At 60.7% G+C, this 15,444-nt stretch carries 15 protein-coding genes and 1 pseudogene; 5 read left to right on the forward strand and 11 right to left on the reverse strand.

What is annotated here, in order from left to right:
• The first annotated feature begins 211 nt into the window (after positions 1-211).
• From I6E60_RS02850 to I6E60_RS02860, 3 genes are all read left to right on the forward strand, one after another.
• Positions 212-1,243 (forward strand): ABC transporter substrate-binding protein, encoded by a 1,032-nt coding sequence (locus I6E60_RS02850; RefSeq protein ID WP_197178785.1) that lies wholly within the window; start codon positions 212-214, stop codon positions 1,241-1,243.
• Positions 1,244-1,679: 436 nt separating this feature from the next.
• The gene (locus I6E60_RS02855) at positions 1,680-2,783 is read left to right on the forward strand and encodes an ABC transporter substrate-binding protein (protein WP_197178787.1); all 1,104 of its coding nucleotides are present in this window, start codon (positions 1,680-1,682) and stop codon (positions 2,781-2,783) included.
• 131 nt (positions 2,784-2,914) lie between these two features.
• Positions 2,915-3,982, forward strand: a complete 1,068-nt coding sequence (locus I6E60_RS02860; RefSeq protein ID WP_197122823.1) for an ABC transporter substrate-binding protein — start codon at positions 2,915-2,917, stop codon at positions 3,980-3,982.
• 80 nt (positions 3,983-4,062) lie between these two features.
• Here the strand turns inward: I6E60_RS02860 and trxA are convergent, their stop codons facing one another.
• Positions 4,063-4,464 (reverse strand): thioredoxin, encoded by a 402-nt coding sequence (gene trxA / locus I6E60_RS02865; RefSeq protein ID WP_197122825.1) that lies wholly within the window; start codon positions 4,462-4,464, stop codon positions 4,063-4,065.
• A gap of 230 nt (positions 4,465-4,694) precedes the next feature.
• Here trxA and I6E60_RS02870 point away from each other — a divergent pair, with 230 nt between their 5' ends.
• Positions 4,695-6,821: an acyl-CoA dehydrogenase gene (locus I6E60_RS02870; RefSeq protein WP_197178789.1), complete on the forward strand. Its 2,127-nt coding sequence runs from the start codon at positions 4,695-4,697 to the stop codon at positions 6,819-6,821.
• Positions 6,822-6,925: 104 nt separating this feature from the next.
• On the opposite strand, the pseudogene I6E60_RS02875 reads toward I6E60_RS02870, so the two are convergent.
• From I6E60_RS02875 to I6E60_RS02910, 9 genes and pseudogenes are all read right to left on the reverse strand, one after another.
• Positions 6,926-7,831: pseudogene (locus I6E60_RS02875) on the reverse strand (formylglycine-generating enzyme family protein).
• Positions 7,832-8,046: 215 nt separating this feature from the next.
• Positions 8,047-8,505 carry a hypothetical protein gene (locus I6E60_RS02880; RefSeq protein ID WP_197122829.1) on the reverse strand — a complete coding sequence of 153 codons (459 nt, stop codon included), beginning with the start codon at positions 8,503-8,505 and terminating at the stop codon, positions 8,047-8,049.
• Between the two features lie 93 nt (positions 8,506-8,598).
• Complete coding sequence (locus I6E60_RS02885; protein WP_197178791.1) at positions 8,599-9,342, reverse strand: hypothetical protein; 744 nt, start codon at positions 9,340-9,342, stop codon at positions 8,599-8,601.
• 5 nt (positions 9,343-9,347) lie between these two features.
• Positions 9,348-10,979: an MFS transporter gene (locus I6E60_RS02890; RefSeq protein ID WP_197122833.1), complete on the reverse strand. Its 1,632-nt coding sequence runs from the start codon at positions 10,977-10,979 to the stop codon at positions 9,348-9,350.
• Positions 10,979-11,773 carry a tryptophan-rich sensory protein gene (locus tag I6E60_RS02895; protein WP_197122835.1) on the reverse strand — a complete coding sequence of 265 codons (795 nt, stop codon included), beginning with the start codon at positions 11,771-11,773 and terminating at the stop codon, positions 10,979-10,981. The genes I6E60_RS02890 and I6E60_RS02895 overlap by 1 nt, the downstream gene beginning before the upstream one ends.
• Before the next feature lie 214 nt (positions 11,774-11,987).
• A complete protein-coding gene (locus I6E60_RS14515; RefSeq protein WP_255529110.1) occupies positions 11,988-12,119 on the reverse strand; it encodes a hypothetical protein in 132 nt (43 codons plus the stop codon).
• A 48-nt stretch (positions 12,120-12,167) separates the two neighbouring features.
• Entirely contained in the window at positions 12,168-13,199 is a 1,032-nt protein-coding gene (locus I6E60_RS02900; protein ID WP_231601107.1) for a formylglycine-generating enzyme family protein, read from the reverse strand.
• Between the two features lie 39 nt (positions 13,200-13,238).
• A complete protein-coding gene (locus I6E60_RS02905; RefSeq protein WP_197178794.1) occupies positions 13,239-13,649 on the reverse strand; it encodes a hypothetical protein in 411 nt (136 codons plus the stop codon).
• Between the two features lie 167 nt (positions 13,650-13,816).
• Positions 13,817-14,029 (reverse strand): hypothetical protein, encoded by a 213-nt coding sequence (locus I6E60_RS02910; protein ID WP_197178796.1) that lies wholly within the window; start codon positions 14,027-14,029, stop codon positions 13,817-13,819.
• 114 nt (positions 14,030-14,143) lie between these two features.
• On the opposite strand from I6E60_RS02910, the gene I6E60_RS02915 reads away from it, so the two are divergent.
• The gene (locus tag I6E60_RS02915) at positions 14,144-14,443 is read left to right on the forward strand and encodes a hypothetical protein (protein WP_197178798.1); all 300 of its coding nucleotides are present in this window, start codon (positions 14,144-14,146) and stop codon (positions 14,441-14,443) included.
• A 129-nt stretch (positions 14,444-14,572) separates the two neighbouring features.
• On the opposite strand, the gene I6E60_RS02920 is transcribed toward I6E60_RS02915, so the two are convergent.
• The gene (locus tag I6E60_RS02920; protein WP_197178800.1) at positions 14,573-15,247 is read right to left on the reverse strand and encodes a LuxR C-terminal-related transcriptional regulator; all 675 of its coding nucleotides are present in this window, start codon (positions 15,245-15,247) and stop codon (positions 14,573-14,575) included.
• Positions 15,248-15,444: the final 197 nt, after the last annotated feature.

The raw sequence follows: 15,444 nt of genomic DNA on the forward strand, positions 1-15,444 counted from the left end.
CTCAGTGGCCTCTTGTGCGTTGCTCGCGGTGCGGGTGGCGGATGTTTGGCGAACTGTTGATAACGATCAGGCCAAACTCTGCAGCCAGAACGGGAGGGTAGACACTTCAGCGGCTACGATAAAGTGAAAAATCGCTCACTTATGGGATTGGGGAACTCTGGTGTCCGCTGCTTTCAGAAGAACAACGTCCGTCGCTGCGCTGGGGGTCGCTATGGCTGTCTTGCTCGGCGCTTGCGGCGCGCCCGCGGCGCCCGAACCCACGGTGGCACCAGAGGCAGAGCCTGCTCCCACAGAGACTGCTGAGCCTCAGTTTCCCACAACAGTCGTGCACTCCGGGGGCGAAACCACGCTCGAGTCGGCTCCCGACAGGGTGTTTACGTTCGGACAAGATCAAACGGACGCATTCATCGCGCTGGGAGTTGTCCCGATTGCAACGGAGGAGGCGTTCGGAAAGCCGTGGCGAGACGATGCTCTGGCTGCCCTCGGAGTGGCCACTCCGCCGGAGTTTTACCCGCGGAGCCCTGACGAAGTTGCCGACGTCGCTGCGCTTTCGCCTGACATCAACGTGACGAGTCTTATTTTCTCTCCGTACGACTATAATGCAACTGGGTGGATTGGGTTCTATGACGGGCTGACCGACATTGCGCCGACTGTTCGCCCATCGGATGCGGCGATCATCTTCTCCGCGGAAGCCGACTCCGCCGCGAGAGTCGACTCCTCCGTAGCGTGGCGTGAGGCGGTCACGCAAGCGGGGCAAATTATGGGCATCAGCGATGAAGCCGCGGCACACCTCGCCTCTATTGACGACTCGTTGGCCGCACAGGCGGCAGCCCATCCCGAGTTCGAGGGGAAAACGATTGGGCTCATGACGGGTGAAGCTGGTTGGGGTTATGGATTCAAGGCTGATACCGAAGCCGGAGTGCTGATGGAACAGCTCGGATTCGACTACGTGGATGTTTCTACGATGGCTAACCAAGGTGACTCTTACAACAGCAATTTTGTCACTCTGTCGCTCGAAGATTTGTCGCTCGTCGACGTGGACGTTCTCGTTGTGCCCGGCGAGTACAACCCCAATTACGAGTGGCATCGCGCGCTCGATCTCAGCCCGACGGCGAGTGACGGAGTGATCATCTATCTCGGCGGAACCGTCACCTTGTTCAATTCAATGGCTTACCCGTCAGCACTCTCCGTGCCGTGGGGAGTGGATGACTTTGTTGCAGCGCTAGCCGCAGAGATCTCGTAGCCGCGAAGAGCGCGTGGCCACAGCGAAAAGGCCCCGCCGACATGATGTCGGCGGGGCCTTTGTGGTTTGCGTGGTGTTTCTTGGCTAACTAGTTAGCGGGTTCAGACGGCCTCGTTGCCGTCAATGGCGCATCGCTCGTCGCCTCGGTATCGCCTCCCACGGCGCTCTCGCTGCCCTGGGGAATCGACAGCTTCGTGGATGCGATTGCTGGCGCTCTGAAGTAGCACACGACATCCCGCACCACGCCTCGAGGCGGCCACTGACGAAAACGTCGGTGTCCGCTTCTCCGTGGTGGCTGCCGGTAACTGCGGCGGGTTGCCGCCGAACAGACATTTGATAACGATGCGGTGTACGGGGCCGGATCGAGTGGCGTGAATGGTAGGCGTGACATAATCTCAGATCACTATTCATCTAATTCCGTCGGGGGAAATCGCACATGGTTGTACGCCGTGCAAGAAGCATCACGCTCGTGTCTGTGGGTCTCACTTTCTCGCTGCTGCTCGCGGGCTGCGCGCCCGCCTCCGAGCCTGAAACGAATGCCTCGAGTGTTCCCAGCGCGACTGAGGCTCCACGCGCGACTGAGGCTCCAGCTTTTCCGACAACGCTCGTTTTCGAGGGCGGCGAAGTAACTCTCGATTCACTTCCTGAGCGTGTAGTGACAATCGGTGCGCACTACACGGATGCGGCGCTCGCGCTAGGTGCGCTGCCGGTCGGGATCGAGATTGGCTTCGTCCCTCCGTGGCGTGAAGAGGGCATCACGGCTGCGGGTGGGGAGGCTCCTGTCTTCCTGACGCCGAATAGCTACGGCAGTGCGAATAGCGACGGCGGTGGCCTCGCGGGAAGCACCGCTGCCGATGTCGAAGCGTTGACCCCCGATCTCATTCTGGCCGGACTGATGTATTGCGTCTATGACTGCAATCCTGAGGAGACCGGCGCGTTCTACGACTCCCTCGATGGTGTTGCGCCGACCGTCCGCCCGACTTCTGGCGCAATCGCTCCCGAAGGCTACGAGTCGGCAACGGCCTGGCGCGAAGCATTGATGCAGGCCGGTCAGGCCCTGGGCCAGACCAACGAGGCACAAGCGCAACTCGATTCGATCGACGAGTCGCTGGCCGCGCAGGCTGCGGCGCATCCGGAGTTCGCAGGAAAGACCATTGCGGTTGTCTGGGTGCGAGAGGGCTCTATTGCCTACGGCAAATCGAACACGGCGATCGCTGCTCTGCTTGAGCAACTTGGGTTTACCTATGCCGAGGACTCCGGTGTCGTGTACAACGCAGAATCAGCAAACGGCAAGGAGTATTACTTGTGGGGGGAGACCATCGCGCAGCTTGACCCTGATGTGCTGATCTATCTAGGGGACACGGTAGCCGACCCCTACTGGGTGACGTTCGTCGAGGATAGTGTCACGGGAGCGGAGGGGACGATTCACTATCCCGGCTCCCTCGACGGGGCATGGGGCATGTTCGCACCCACTGCGCTTTCGGTGCCGTGGGCCTTAGACGTCTTCGTCGACAACGTCGCTGACGCTCTCAAGGGATAGCTCGAGATGCGGCTCTAACCGTGCACCACTAGGTAACGATCAGGCCAAATTTTGTAACCAGAACAGGAGGGTAGACAATCCGGTCACTACCGTGAAGTGAGAACTTGCTCACTTTTCGTTAGGGGATGCAGATGTCTACAGTGTTGAGAAGAACCGTGTCCATCGCGGCGGTAGGAGTAACGGCGCTCATGCTGCTCGGCGCCTGCAGCCCGCCCGCAGAGCCCGAACCTACGGCCGCACCAGCGGGTGGACCCGCTCCCACGGAGACGGCTGCGCCCGCGTTCCCCACTACGGTCGTGCACTCTGGGGGTGAAACTACGCTCGAAGTTGCCCCAGAACACATCTTCACTTTCGGTGCTCAGCAGACGGATTCGCTTCTAGCGCTGGGTATTGCGCCGGTCGCCTCCGGCGGCGGCTCGCTTGGTCCTTGGCAGGAGGAAGCGATCGGCTCGCTCGGCGCCGGTGCGGTGCCGACCATCGATCCTCTCGACGGTGACACTCTTGCCGATGTGGAAGCAGTCTCGCCAGACGTTATCGTCACGGCGCTGCCTTTTCATCCGTTCGACATGGATCCGACGTCATGGCTTGCCTTTTATGATGCTCTCCCTGACGTAGCGCCCACTATCCGCCCAGCGCTGTCAGCCCTCGACTCTCCCGAATTCAGCTCCTCGAACTCGTGGCGCGAAACCCTCCTCCAGATGGGGCAGATTGTTGGTCAAGTGCCTGAGGCGGAGGCTCACCTAGCGTCTATCGACGATTCGTTGGCGGCGCACGCTGCGGCGCATCCTGAGTTCGCAGGAAAGACCATCGCGGTCGTCTCGCCCCAAGGAGGCTCTGTTGCCTACAGTAAATCGAACACTGCGGTCGCGGCTCTCCTCGAGCAACTCGGTTTCACTTACGCCGATGACTCAACTGTCGCCTACAACTCAGAATCGGACAACGGCAAGGTGTACTACTTATGGGCCGACGATGTCGAACAGCTCGACACCGATGTGCTGATTTATATCGGGGACCCGGTCGGTGCGCCCTATTGGGTAACGTTCGTTGAAGCGAGTGCTACGGGGGCTGACGGGGTCATTCACTATCCGGGATTCCTCAATGAGCCGACTCTGGGCATGATCGCGCCCACTGCGCTCTCCGTGCCGTGGGCAGTTGATACTTTCGTGGCAGATCTGGCTGCCTCAATTGGTGCTCCGTAGGCGGCCTTAGTTCACGCACAGAAAAGGCCCCGCCGACGTGACGTCGGCGGGGCCTTTGTGGTCTGCGGTGGGGCTAGTGGTTAGTGCGAGTGCTCAGTAGGCGCTTCGCCTGATGCTGCTGCAGCCTGCTGCTCAGCAACCTGCTTGTGAACCTCGACCATGTCGAGGTTCTTGGCGCCTTCAATAACCTGCTCGAGAGCGGGAGCGGGGAGCGCTCCGGGCTGTGAGAAGACGAGTACGCCTTCACGGAAAACCATGAGCGTCGGAATCGACGTGATTCCTGCTGCGCCAGCGAGTTCCTGCTGGTCTTCGGTGTCTACCTTGCCGAACGTGATGTCCGGGTGGGCTTCGCTTGCGGCTTCATAAATGGGCCCGAACTGCTTACAGGGGCCACACCATTCGGCCCAGAAATCCACGAGGAGGATTCCGTCTTTAGTGACCGCCTGGCCAAAGTCTTCTGAGGTGAGAGTGATTGTCGACATAGTTACATCCTTTCATGCAGCCCAACAACGGTGCCTGAAGAAAGATTCCCGAAGCCTGACGAACAAGTTTCGCACTACATCCCACAACGCTACGGCGGCTGTTTTGCGGTTTCGCACAAACGGATGCGGTGGGTCCGGCATTCGCTTCATTGATGGTGCACGAGGCACTTTGAGCCCGCGCGCGGCAGTCGTAGCGTGTGATTACCGAACTTTTGAGAATCGAGATAGCCATGACCCAGGTTCACGACCACACGGCGACCGAGTCGGCGCCGGAGTCATCCACCCCCGCCAACGACGCCGCAACTTCCCCCGCTGCAGCGACGACCGATATTGCCGCCACGGCCCCCGCCATCAACGTCGAGTGGTTGGGCGAGTACCTTCTCGGCAAGTGGGCGAAGGAGCGCAAAGAGTCGCGCACGCTCATGTCGAACCCCGAGTTTCACCGCGTTGACGGCCTCTCGATGGAAGATCACCGCGAACGTGTTCTTCACCAACTTTCTCTGCTTGTCGATAACAAAGCAGTTCACCGGGCGTTCCCGGTCGAGCTCGGCGGCGACGACAACCACGGCGGCAACATCGCTGCGTTCGAAGAGACCGTTCTGGCCGACCCGTCGCTGCAGATCAAGTCTGGCGTGCAGTGGGGCCTCTTTGGTTCTGCCGTCGTTCACCTCGGCACGAAGGAGCACCACGACAAGTGGCTGCCCGACATCATGAGCCTCAAGACTCCCGGCGCGTTCGCGATGACCGAAATCGGCCACGGTTCGGATGTCGCGAGCATCGCCACGACCGCGACCTACGACCCCGACACCGACGAGTTCGTCATCAACACCCCTTTCCGCGCGGCGTGGAAGGAATACCTCGGCAACGCAGCACTTCACGGCAAGGCAGCAACGGTCTTCGCCCAGCTCATCACCAAGGACGTCAACCACGGCGTTCACGCGTTCTACGTTCCGCTGCGCGACGATAACGGACCGCTCCCCGGAGTCTCGACCGAAGATGATGGCCTCAAGGGTGGTCTGAACGGAATCGACAACGGTCGTCTTCACTTCGACCACGTTCGCGTTCCTCGCACAAACCTCCTCAACCGCTACGGCAACGTTGACGAGAACGGCGAATACACCTCCGACATCGACAGCCCCGGCCGTCGCTTCTTCACGATGCTCGGCACGCTCGTGCAGGGCCGTGTTTCGCTCGATGGCGCCGCGGTGCTCGCGAGCAAGCTGGCCTTGAACATCGCTATCAAGTACGGCTCGGAACGCCGCCAGTTCACGGCATCCAGCAGCACGAACGAAGAAGTGATTCTGGACTACCAGCGTCACCAGCGTCGCCTGCTGCCGCGCCTGGCTCAGACCTACGCGATGTCGTTCGCGCACGAGGAGTTCCTCGACAAGTTCGATGGCGTTTTCTCGGGCCGCACCGACACCGATGCTGACCGTCAGGATCTCGAAACGATCGCGGCGGCGCTCAAGCCGCTCAGCACGTGGGCGGCCCTCGACACTCTGCAGGAGGCTCGCGAGGCTTGCGGCGGTTCGGGCTTTATGGCCGAGAACCGTCTCACGCAGATGCGCGCTGACCTCGACGTTTATGCCACCTTCGAGGGCGATAACAACGTGCTGCTTCAGCTCGTGGCTAAGCGCCTGCTCACCGATTACTCGCGCAAATTTGCGGGAGCGGATGCTGGCGCGATGGCCCACTACGTTGCCGACCAGGTCAACGAGGCCGCCGTCAACCGCACGGGTCTTCGCCGCTTCGCTCAGAACGTGGTGGACTTCGGTTCCACCGCCCGCTCGATCGGCTACGTTCGCGACACAGACTCCCAGCGCCAGCTGCTCACCGACCGCGTCGAAACGATGGTGGCGGATGTCGCGGGCAAGTTGCGTCCGGCCAGCAAGCTTCCGAAGGCTGAGGCTGCCGCTCTCTTCAACAGCCACCAGAACCAGCTCATCTTGACCGCGTACGCGCACGGTGAGCTGCTGCAGTGGGAAGCGTTCACTCGCGCTATTGAGAAGATCGAAGACAAGGACACCGCTCAGGTCATGACGTGGCTGCGCGACCTCTTCGGCTTCACGCTCATCGAGAAGAACCTCGCGTGGTACCTCATGCACGGTCGCATCTCCACTAACCGTGCTCAAGCCATCACCGACTACATCGATGACCGTCTGTTGCCGCGTTTGCGTCCGCAAGCTCTGGATCTCGTGGCCGCATTCGGCCTCACCGACGAGCTGGTGCGCGCACCGATCGCCTCGGGCATCGAAGCCAAGCGCCAGAACGAGGCTCGCGACTACTACGCCGCGCGCCGGGAGTCGGGCGAAGAGCCCGTGCACGAGAAGGACCTGAAGCAGAAGAAGCGCCGCTAACAGCGCTGCTTGGCAGAAAAGGCTGCCGTCCCACAGCAGGTGTGGGGCGGCAGCCTTTTCTCGTGCTCCGTCTCACGGCTATTCGTGTCTTTCAGCCGCTCGAGTTACAGCGAGACGGTGCGAAACCCGGCGTTACCCATCGAAGAATCTGGCGTGTTCTGCGAGCGAGCCGAGTTGCGGTACCGGTTGCAGTAGGAGATGTGACACAGGTAGCTGCCGCCGCGCAGCACTCGTACGGTGCCCACACGGGGGCCGACCGGGTTCTCGGTGGGGGAGTCGACAGCGAGCGTCGCGTAATAGCGAGCGTCGTATCAGTCGGCGCACCATTCCCAAACATTGCCGACCGTTTGGAAAAGTCCCTAGCCGTTGGGCTCGAAGCTGCGCACGGGCGCGGTAGTGAGGTATCCGTCGTCGAGGGTATTGGTGCGGGGGAAATCACCCTGGAAGATGTTGGTGCGCCAGCCGCCAGCATCCATTTCGTCATCGCCCCACGGGTGCTTGGCTTGATCGAGCCCACCGCGGGAAGCATAATCCCATTCCGCTTCGGTAGGCAGGCGTCGGCCAGCCCAGGCGCAATAGGCTTCGGCGTCATTGAAGCTGACGTGAGTTACCGGATGATCGCCTAAACCATCGATGGAGCTGTTGCGCCCGCCGGGGTGCTTCCAGCCGGCACCGTTGACGCCGAACCACCACGGTGCCCCTGCGGCCTGCCCCATAATGTCTTCTGCGGGGGCATCGACCGCGAGGTGGAACACCGCGGAGTAACCAAAAGTTTCTGCCTCGGTGAGGTAGCCGGTGGCATCCACGAAACGGGCGAAGTCATCATTGGTGACGCTCGTGACATCGATCGAAAAAGCGTCGACGGTCACCGGATGTTGCGGCACTTCGCCATCGGCTTCGTTACGGTCACCCGACGAATCGCCCATCACAAAAGTTCCGGCGGGGACGGTAGCTTGCTCGATGAGGTGTGCACGTGCAGTTGTCTCCGCAGCTTGAACTCGTTGTATCATCCACCCTTCCGGCATATTGCTGCGGTGGAGGGTGCGGTACCGCGCGACGGTGTTCTTGAATATTTTGTTTTCAGTCGTGCCCATCGAGCGAAATCGGTATCCCTAGAGTGCCGGAGTAAACATTCCTGACGGCGTTTCGGGCACGTCGCAACTGCTTAGTGCCATTGTGCTGAGGCAGAGCAGCGGTACCGAAATTTCAGTGCACGCTCACACGGCTAGGATGCCGGGGTGAAGAGGGACGCAGGGGGAACGGGAACGGAGCCCGGCCATGCTCCATACAGCGATTCCAGATCGCGTGCACTTGCGCCTATCCAGGGAGAGTCTCCATTGGGGATGGTCGTAAGCTTTCGGTCCAATCCCACAGCTTCATATGCGCCCTCGTAGTCCCATTCAACCGGCGCTCCGGACGCAGAAACTAGGCGAACATAGACTCCGGTTGGGTCATGGTCGTTGACTGACCACCCCAACTGCCAGGCCCATTGCAGCACAGCCTCGTCTGCGGCATCTGCCACGACAACATCATCGGCGATCTCAATTTGCACCTCAAGGAAGTAGCTGCGGGTGAAACCGCTGAGCGAAGAAGAATATGTTGCGGAAGCATCTACTACGCCATCGGGGAGATCGGTGATGTTGCTGAGTTGTTCGGCGGACTGGCCTAGTTTCGGTGGAGTCACTGTGCAGCCTCCTAATGACGCTGTTCCGAGTATGAGCACGAGGGTTGCCGCGAAATAGCGTTTCAACATCCAGAGACCATCTCGTGCATATCCTTATTTTCTCGCATGGTAATCCTCAATGACGCTATTGGAATCAAAGAACTGGTCAAACGATGCGCTAATCTTCGGGGGTAGGTCGTCGGCCATGCCGGCATAGAGAACAGCCTTGTGCGAGGTAATCGTCCCGCCGCCGTTGTCGGCCTCGATGGTCTCCCACTCTGCCGGGTTTCGAGCTCCGCCAAGTTTAGGAACCAGATCGCCCGTTGCCTCGTACGCCACCACATTGACATCTAAATCGATATCGAATCGGCCGATTTCTGCTCCGACGGTCAGGACCTGCTTCACGTTCAAATCTTCGCCGTAGAGCTCGGCAAAAGCACCCGCAGTGATGCCGCCTTGGCTAAATCCCGCCACCATCACCGCTGGGGGGCGAGGAGCATCCGGGTTCTCCAAGTAGTACGCGTCGATGCTGGCGGTGAGAGCCTTATAGGATGCGTCCAATAAGTGGCTTTGGCCAGTCATGATGTTGAGGTTACCCATGGCATCGTTGGGGATTAAGCTTCCCAGAGGGTTCCATTCTTGGGTGCTGGGGATCACTAATGTGAATGCTGGCGGGACAGATGTTGTGTGCGCCACTCGAATCACGGCTTCATCTGCGCCACCCCGCGAATCAATCTGGCCCATCGTCAGAATCGTATTGCGCACACTGTCCAACTTGATGTCGCCATTTTCTGACACATCGCCTTCGTTGACGTCAACACCGACGACCATCTGCTGCCGGGGTTGCGTCCGCGTCACGCAGGTTAGGCCTCGCCGGATTTTTCGGGCGACGTCTCGGCTCGGGCCTCGCCGTCGCCCTCAGCATCGTCGTCGCCTCGACGTCCACTGTCGAGGCGGAGGCTCGCGAGGAACCCGAACGCCAGGAAGCCGGCAGCCGCGAATGCGGAATACCGTGTCGAGTCGGTGAAGGCCTGGCGGGCGTCGGCTGCGGCATCCGGAGACTGAGCATCGAGCGCGCTGATGCCGGTGCCCGCGGAGTCGACGACGAGATCAACAATCTGAGTGCGGGCTTCGGCGGGGATGTCGGCGCGGTCGGCGAGCTTGGCGTCGAGCCCCGTGCCGAGGCTCGAGAAGAGCACGGTTCCGAGAATCGCGATGCCCAGCGCGGAGCCGATTTGCCGGGCGGTGCTTTGGGTTCCCGAACCCTGGCCCGACTGGCTGAGCGGCACGTCCTTGAGCACCACGCTCGTGAGCTGGGCTGTAGCGAGACCGACGCCGAAACCGTAGATGAACAGGCCGGGGGCGATGTGCCACCACACGGCATCGGGACTCAGCGCGAAAGCAACAATCAGCACGCCCACAATCTCGGCGCCGATGCCCACGCGCACGATCGTGACGGGGGTGACCTTGTTGCCGAACGCGCCTGCGAAACCGCTCGCGACGAACGATCCAATGGCGAGAGCGAGGATGACGAGGCCCGTCTGGAGGGCGTCGTAGCCGAGGACGTTTTGTAACCACAGCGGCAGCGAGAGGATGATGCCGAACTCGCCGAGCGCGACGATCATCGCGGCAATGTTTCCGTTGCGGAATGACGGGATCTTCAGCAGCCCGAACGCGAGCATCGTGGACTTGCCGGCACGTTCGCGAGCGAAACCCCAGCGCACAAACACGACGCCGCTCACGAGAGCGAGCGCGAAAGCGAACGGGATGGGGGAGACATCCAACGTCCAGAAATCGGGAGGGGTGTCGCTGAAGAACCAGCCGTAGCTGCGGCCCTCAATGAGAGCGAAGACGAGCGACGCGAACAGCACGACGGAGAGAAGCGCGCCCACGACATCCACTCGTCGCTGGGCAGACGGCTCTTTCGATTCGGTCGCATAGATCAGAACGCCGATGACGATGATGATGCCGAGGGGCACGTTGATGCCGAAGGCCCAGCGCCACGAGTAATAGGTCGTGAGCCAGCCGCCGAGGAGCGGGCCAACAGCGGCCATTCCGCCGATCGTGGAACCCCAGACGGCAAAGGCGATGGCACGTTCCCGACCGCGGAAGGTGGCGTTGATGATCGACAGCGACGAGGGGAGGATCATCGCCCCGCCGATGCCCTGCACGAGGCGGGAGGCAATCAAGTACTCGCCGGTCGTCGCCGTCGCCGCCAAGATCGACGAGAGCGCGAAGATGACGACGCCGATGAGAAGAACGCGGCGGCGACCGTAGCGATCAGCGAGCGTGCCGAACACGAGCAGTAGGGCAGCAAAGACGAGCGTGTAGCTCTCTTGCACCCACTGCACCTGCGTGGAGTTGAGATCGAGATCTTCGACGACCGAGGGGATCGCCACGTTGACGATCGTCGAGTCGACGATGATCAGCGCCACCGCAATGCTGATGAAAAGAAGCCCTAGCCAGCGCTTGCGGGAGGCGCGAACGTCGTTCACTAGATGTTCTGTTCAGCGCGAAGTCGTGTAATCGCAAACACTGCGGAACTCACGAGAATTGCCGCAACAGCCACTATCGCGGCAATAGCGGTGGGCTGTGAGATCAGGTCGCCGGTGAGACGTGCCACGGCAACCCACGCGAGACCCCAGCTGAGCGAGAGTGACGGGGCGAAGTGCGCGCGACCACGAGCGGCGAGCGCGATTCCGACGGCGCCAGCCACGAAGACAACGGCAACGCCCCAGACGTCTTGGGAGATGCCAAAGCCATCGAAGCCGATCGCGTTGAGCCACGCGGCAATGTTGGCCGCTGTCGCGACGCACACCCAACCTAGGTAAAGACCGACGGTGCCATCGGTGATGATCGCATCCACTGCGCCTGCCGCCGGTAGCTTCACGGTGATCAGGTAGGCGCGAATCAGGACGATCAGCAGCAGAATGATCACGGGAACGCTGAGCGCGAGCATGTCGAACTGGATCGACAGAATCCACGCGGCATTGAGTACGAGGGATGCGGCCACCCAGTAGCCAACGCGGCGGTGAAGTTCGGTGCTGGTCTGCTTGGGGAGCATCTGCCACACTGCATAGGCTACGAGCCCAAAGTAGATGACGCTCCAGATCGTGAAAGCGGAGCCGGCGGGCGCAATTACCGTCGCATCAGCACTGAGTGCTCCACCCGCGACTTCCTGTACGGGAGTTCCACCATATGCTCCGGAGCCAACAAACGCTCCGATAAGGGCAAAGGTCGCGCTCGCCGCCACCGTAATTTGCCGGACTACATCTCTGGATTCGCGCATGACGTTCTCCTTCAGTTGGCTCTAAGCCTAGAACTCCTGAGGCGGAGTCAACCGAAGAATCGCTGAAATGTGGGTGTCACTCAGGTGCCGGTGCGCGATGAAGATGGCAAGTCATGCAGGGTGCGCACAGCAATCGCGCGTGCGAAAGTGGCGCGTGCGCACGTCGGACATCGGACGTTCCACAATCGCGCTTGGTGCGCGGTAGTGGTGCGTTTTAGTTGAAGCCGGCGAGCAGGCTAGGCACAGCAAGGTTCACGAGCAGAAGGACACCGGTCAGGGCAACAATTACGCCCGTCACAATGAGCACTGCCTTACCCAGAACGGTGATGGTGGAGATAAAAGTCATGCTCTAAGGATATCGGAGCGGATGGCTCGGCGGTAAAGCGATCGCGAGCTAGAGCGCCACAGTGCGGAACCCCGCGTTGCCCATCGATGAGTCAGGCGTGTTCTGCGAGCGCGCTGAGTTGCGGTAGCGGTTGCAGTACGAGATGTGGCACAGGTAGCTGCCGCCGCGCAGCACACGCACGGAGCCTTCGCTGGGGCCGGCAGGATTGAGAGTGGGGGCGTCGACAGGCAGCGTCGCGTAGTAGTTCGCGTCGTACCAGTCTGAGCACCATTCCCAGACGTTGCCCACCGTTTGGAAGAGTCCGTAGCCGTTGGGCTCGAAGCTGCGCACTGGGGCAGTCGTGAGGTAACCATCATCGAGAGTGTTAGTGCGGGGAAAATCGCCCTGGAAGATGTTGGTGCGCCAGCCGCCGGCATCCATCTCTTCGTCACCCCACGGGTATTTGGCCTGGTCGAGGCCGCCGCGTGAGGCGTACTCCCACTCGGCCTCGGTGGGCAGGCGTCGGCCCGCCCAGGCGCAATACGCTTCGGCGTCGTTGAAACTGATGTGAACGGCGGGATGATCGCCCAAGCCCTCGATCGAAGAGTTGCGCCCGCCGGGATGCTTCCAGTCGGCACCCGTCACGCCGAACCACCACGGAGCTCCGGCGGCCCGCCCCATAATGTCTCCCTCAGGGGCGTCGACAGCGAGATGGAAAACCGCTGAATTGTCAAAAGTTTCGGCTTCGGTGAGGTAGCCCGTGGCCTCTACGAATCGTGCGAAGTCGTCGTTGGTGACGCTCGTGACATCGATTGAGAAAGCGCTCAGGGTGACCGGATGCTGCGGCACTTCGCCATCGGCGGCGTTGCGGTCGCCCGAGGAGTCGCCCATCACGAAGGTGCCGGCGGGTATTGCGGCCTGCTTGATGAGGTGGTTGCCGGCTTCGGGAGTCAGTGGCGCGGATGCGGCGGGCGGGTCGGCAGTTACTGCTGAGGATGACGCGGGCGGTGCTGCCAGCGGCATACCGAGAGGTGCTGCGGAACTACGCTGGGGAGTGCAGGTGCAGCTGTCTCCGCAGCCTGAGTTTGAAGCGTCATCCATCGTTCCAGCCTACGCCCGTGGGGTTTCGTCGCCTGCGAGTTATTCCGGGGCGGGAGCGGGAGCCGCTGGGCGAGCCGCCGGGGTTCGCCGCGGAAGCTTGAGAATCGCGTAGACCGCAACGACGCTCAGAATCATATTCACCCAGTTGATCTCGTATTCTGCCTTCGGAAAGTACTGCGCTGCGAAGGCGACAAGCCCCCGAAGTGCGAGCGCCCATATATTGATAGCCAGAAAACCCTTGCGGGCCCATTCGTTCCCGCGGCCCACTTGAATAAGCAGCAAAAGCCCGATCACGCCGGAGGTGATCAATCCGGCTTCCGGATCGTTGAGAGGGAAGAACCCCCACACGATTGCTAGTACTTGAGTGGCGATAGCGACGCGCAACCAGGGGAATGAGCCCTCGTCATCCGCCGCTATTTCCGACGTCGGTTCGGGAGTCGTGTCTGTCACGTTCGAATCTTTCCATGTGCCAACCGCGGGTGCTATCTCCGGCGTCGCCCCAAGTCGAGGGGTAGACAATCTACTGATGGTGCGTTGATGCGTTCAGCCAGCCCATAGACATGCCCCATAGACATGCCCCATAGACATGCCCCATAGACATGCCCCATAGACATGCCTCATAGCGTCGAAGACTCGCCCTTCGAGGTTTGGATGTCATCATGCGCCTCACTGCTCGCTCGCTCGCTCACCTTCGCCGCTACCGTCGCGGTCAGTGTTCTGGCACTGGCCTCGTGTTCCGGCAGCTCGGCATCGGACACCGCCACAACCACGGTCGAATCGGCGGCGCCGGCCGAAACGGCGGAGTCATCTGGCGAACTGCAGGAGTTCACTGCCGATGTCTGGGCCGATAACTGGTTTGAGATGTATGTGAATGTGAGCTCGTTGGCGAAGACTCGGTTCCGATTACCACTGAGCGTTCTTTCAACAAGGAGACGTTCACCTTCATGGCGAGCTATTCGTTGACGATCGTGATTGAGGCGAAAGACTTCAAGGAGACCGACTCCGGTATTGAGTACATCGGTCTCGCTAATCAGCAGATGGGCGATGGTGGTCTGATTGCCCAAGTGACGGATGTCGCAGACGACTGGTTCGCGACTGACTTCGATTCCCGCTCCTGGAACTCCGCGGGTGTTTTCAGCGCAGCCGAGGTCAGCCCCAAGGATGGCTATAACGAGGTCTCTTGGGATTCCTCAGCAGAACTCATCGGGGGAACAAGCCTCACGCAAGACAACACGAAGATCTAATCCCCACGCCTAGTGACCGACTAGTAGCGAACAGCCAGCCATCAATTGGATTTCCGCGACGTTGATTTTGCCTTGACGTCTGAAATCAATTGGTGCTGCTGCCGAAGCGGCCTGCTCTGGGCGTGACTCTTACTCGCTGGAGATTCGATTAGACGACGGCTTCGAAGAATGAACTGTGCTGGAGCTGTGCTGCCCCAAGCTAGTGAGCAACCCGAACCTCGCGAGATGCGTGATTGCTTGCGTGCGCGTGCGCACGCCGAGCTTGGCATAAATCGACCCAAGTCGGCGGTAGGCAGAGCGCTCTGATAGACAGATATCCGAGGCGAGCGACTGTACGCTATCTCCTCCGGCGAGCCGCCGAAGCCAAGAGAGTTCCTCGGCCGTGATTCCGTATTCTTCCAAGTCGGGGCCATTGCGGGCGAGGTCACGAGCGATTGCGGTCGGAAGTAGGCACATGTCCTCAAGTGAGGCGGTCACGCACCGAGTGATCGCGGCAGCGCTCGACATGCGCCTTACAGGGTAGACCCGACCGCGTCGCAGTAGCTCGGCGAATATATCGACGGATGCAGAGTCGACGAGCACCACGATCGGAGCTGCGAGGTTACCGCGCCGGACTCGGTCAAGATCAGACAAACCGAAGGTGCCGGTCAGGGAGACTACGAGCGCTCGGTCGCTACTGCCGCGGAGAAATGAAGCAGGGTCAGGCGGGCTGTCGATCACATCGAAGCCTTCCGCCTCCAGCGAAACTTCCAGCTCTCGCCGCACCATTGTCAGCGGGTCAATCACGCCAACAACAGTCCGCATGAGCCCAACTCCCCCTGATTTCGGTGGCGTCCCTCGTCTTGTGGACTTCCCCCACGGTGCGAGTTTAGCTCGTGTCGGTATTCCGATGTAAGGACTGAACTCTAATCTGTTGTGGGCCTTCATCGCGGTCATGTCTCTGAGGATGTCAATTTTGGCGCCTACGAGTCACCACATGGCGGCTGGTTGACAGGGTTTGT

Source organism: Salinibacterium sp. SWN167, assembly GCF_015864665.1.
GTDB lineage: Bacteria > Actinomycetota > Actinomycetes > Actinomycetales > Microbacteriaceae > Rhodoglobus.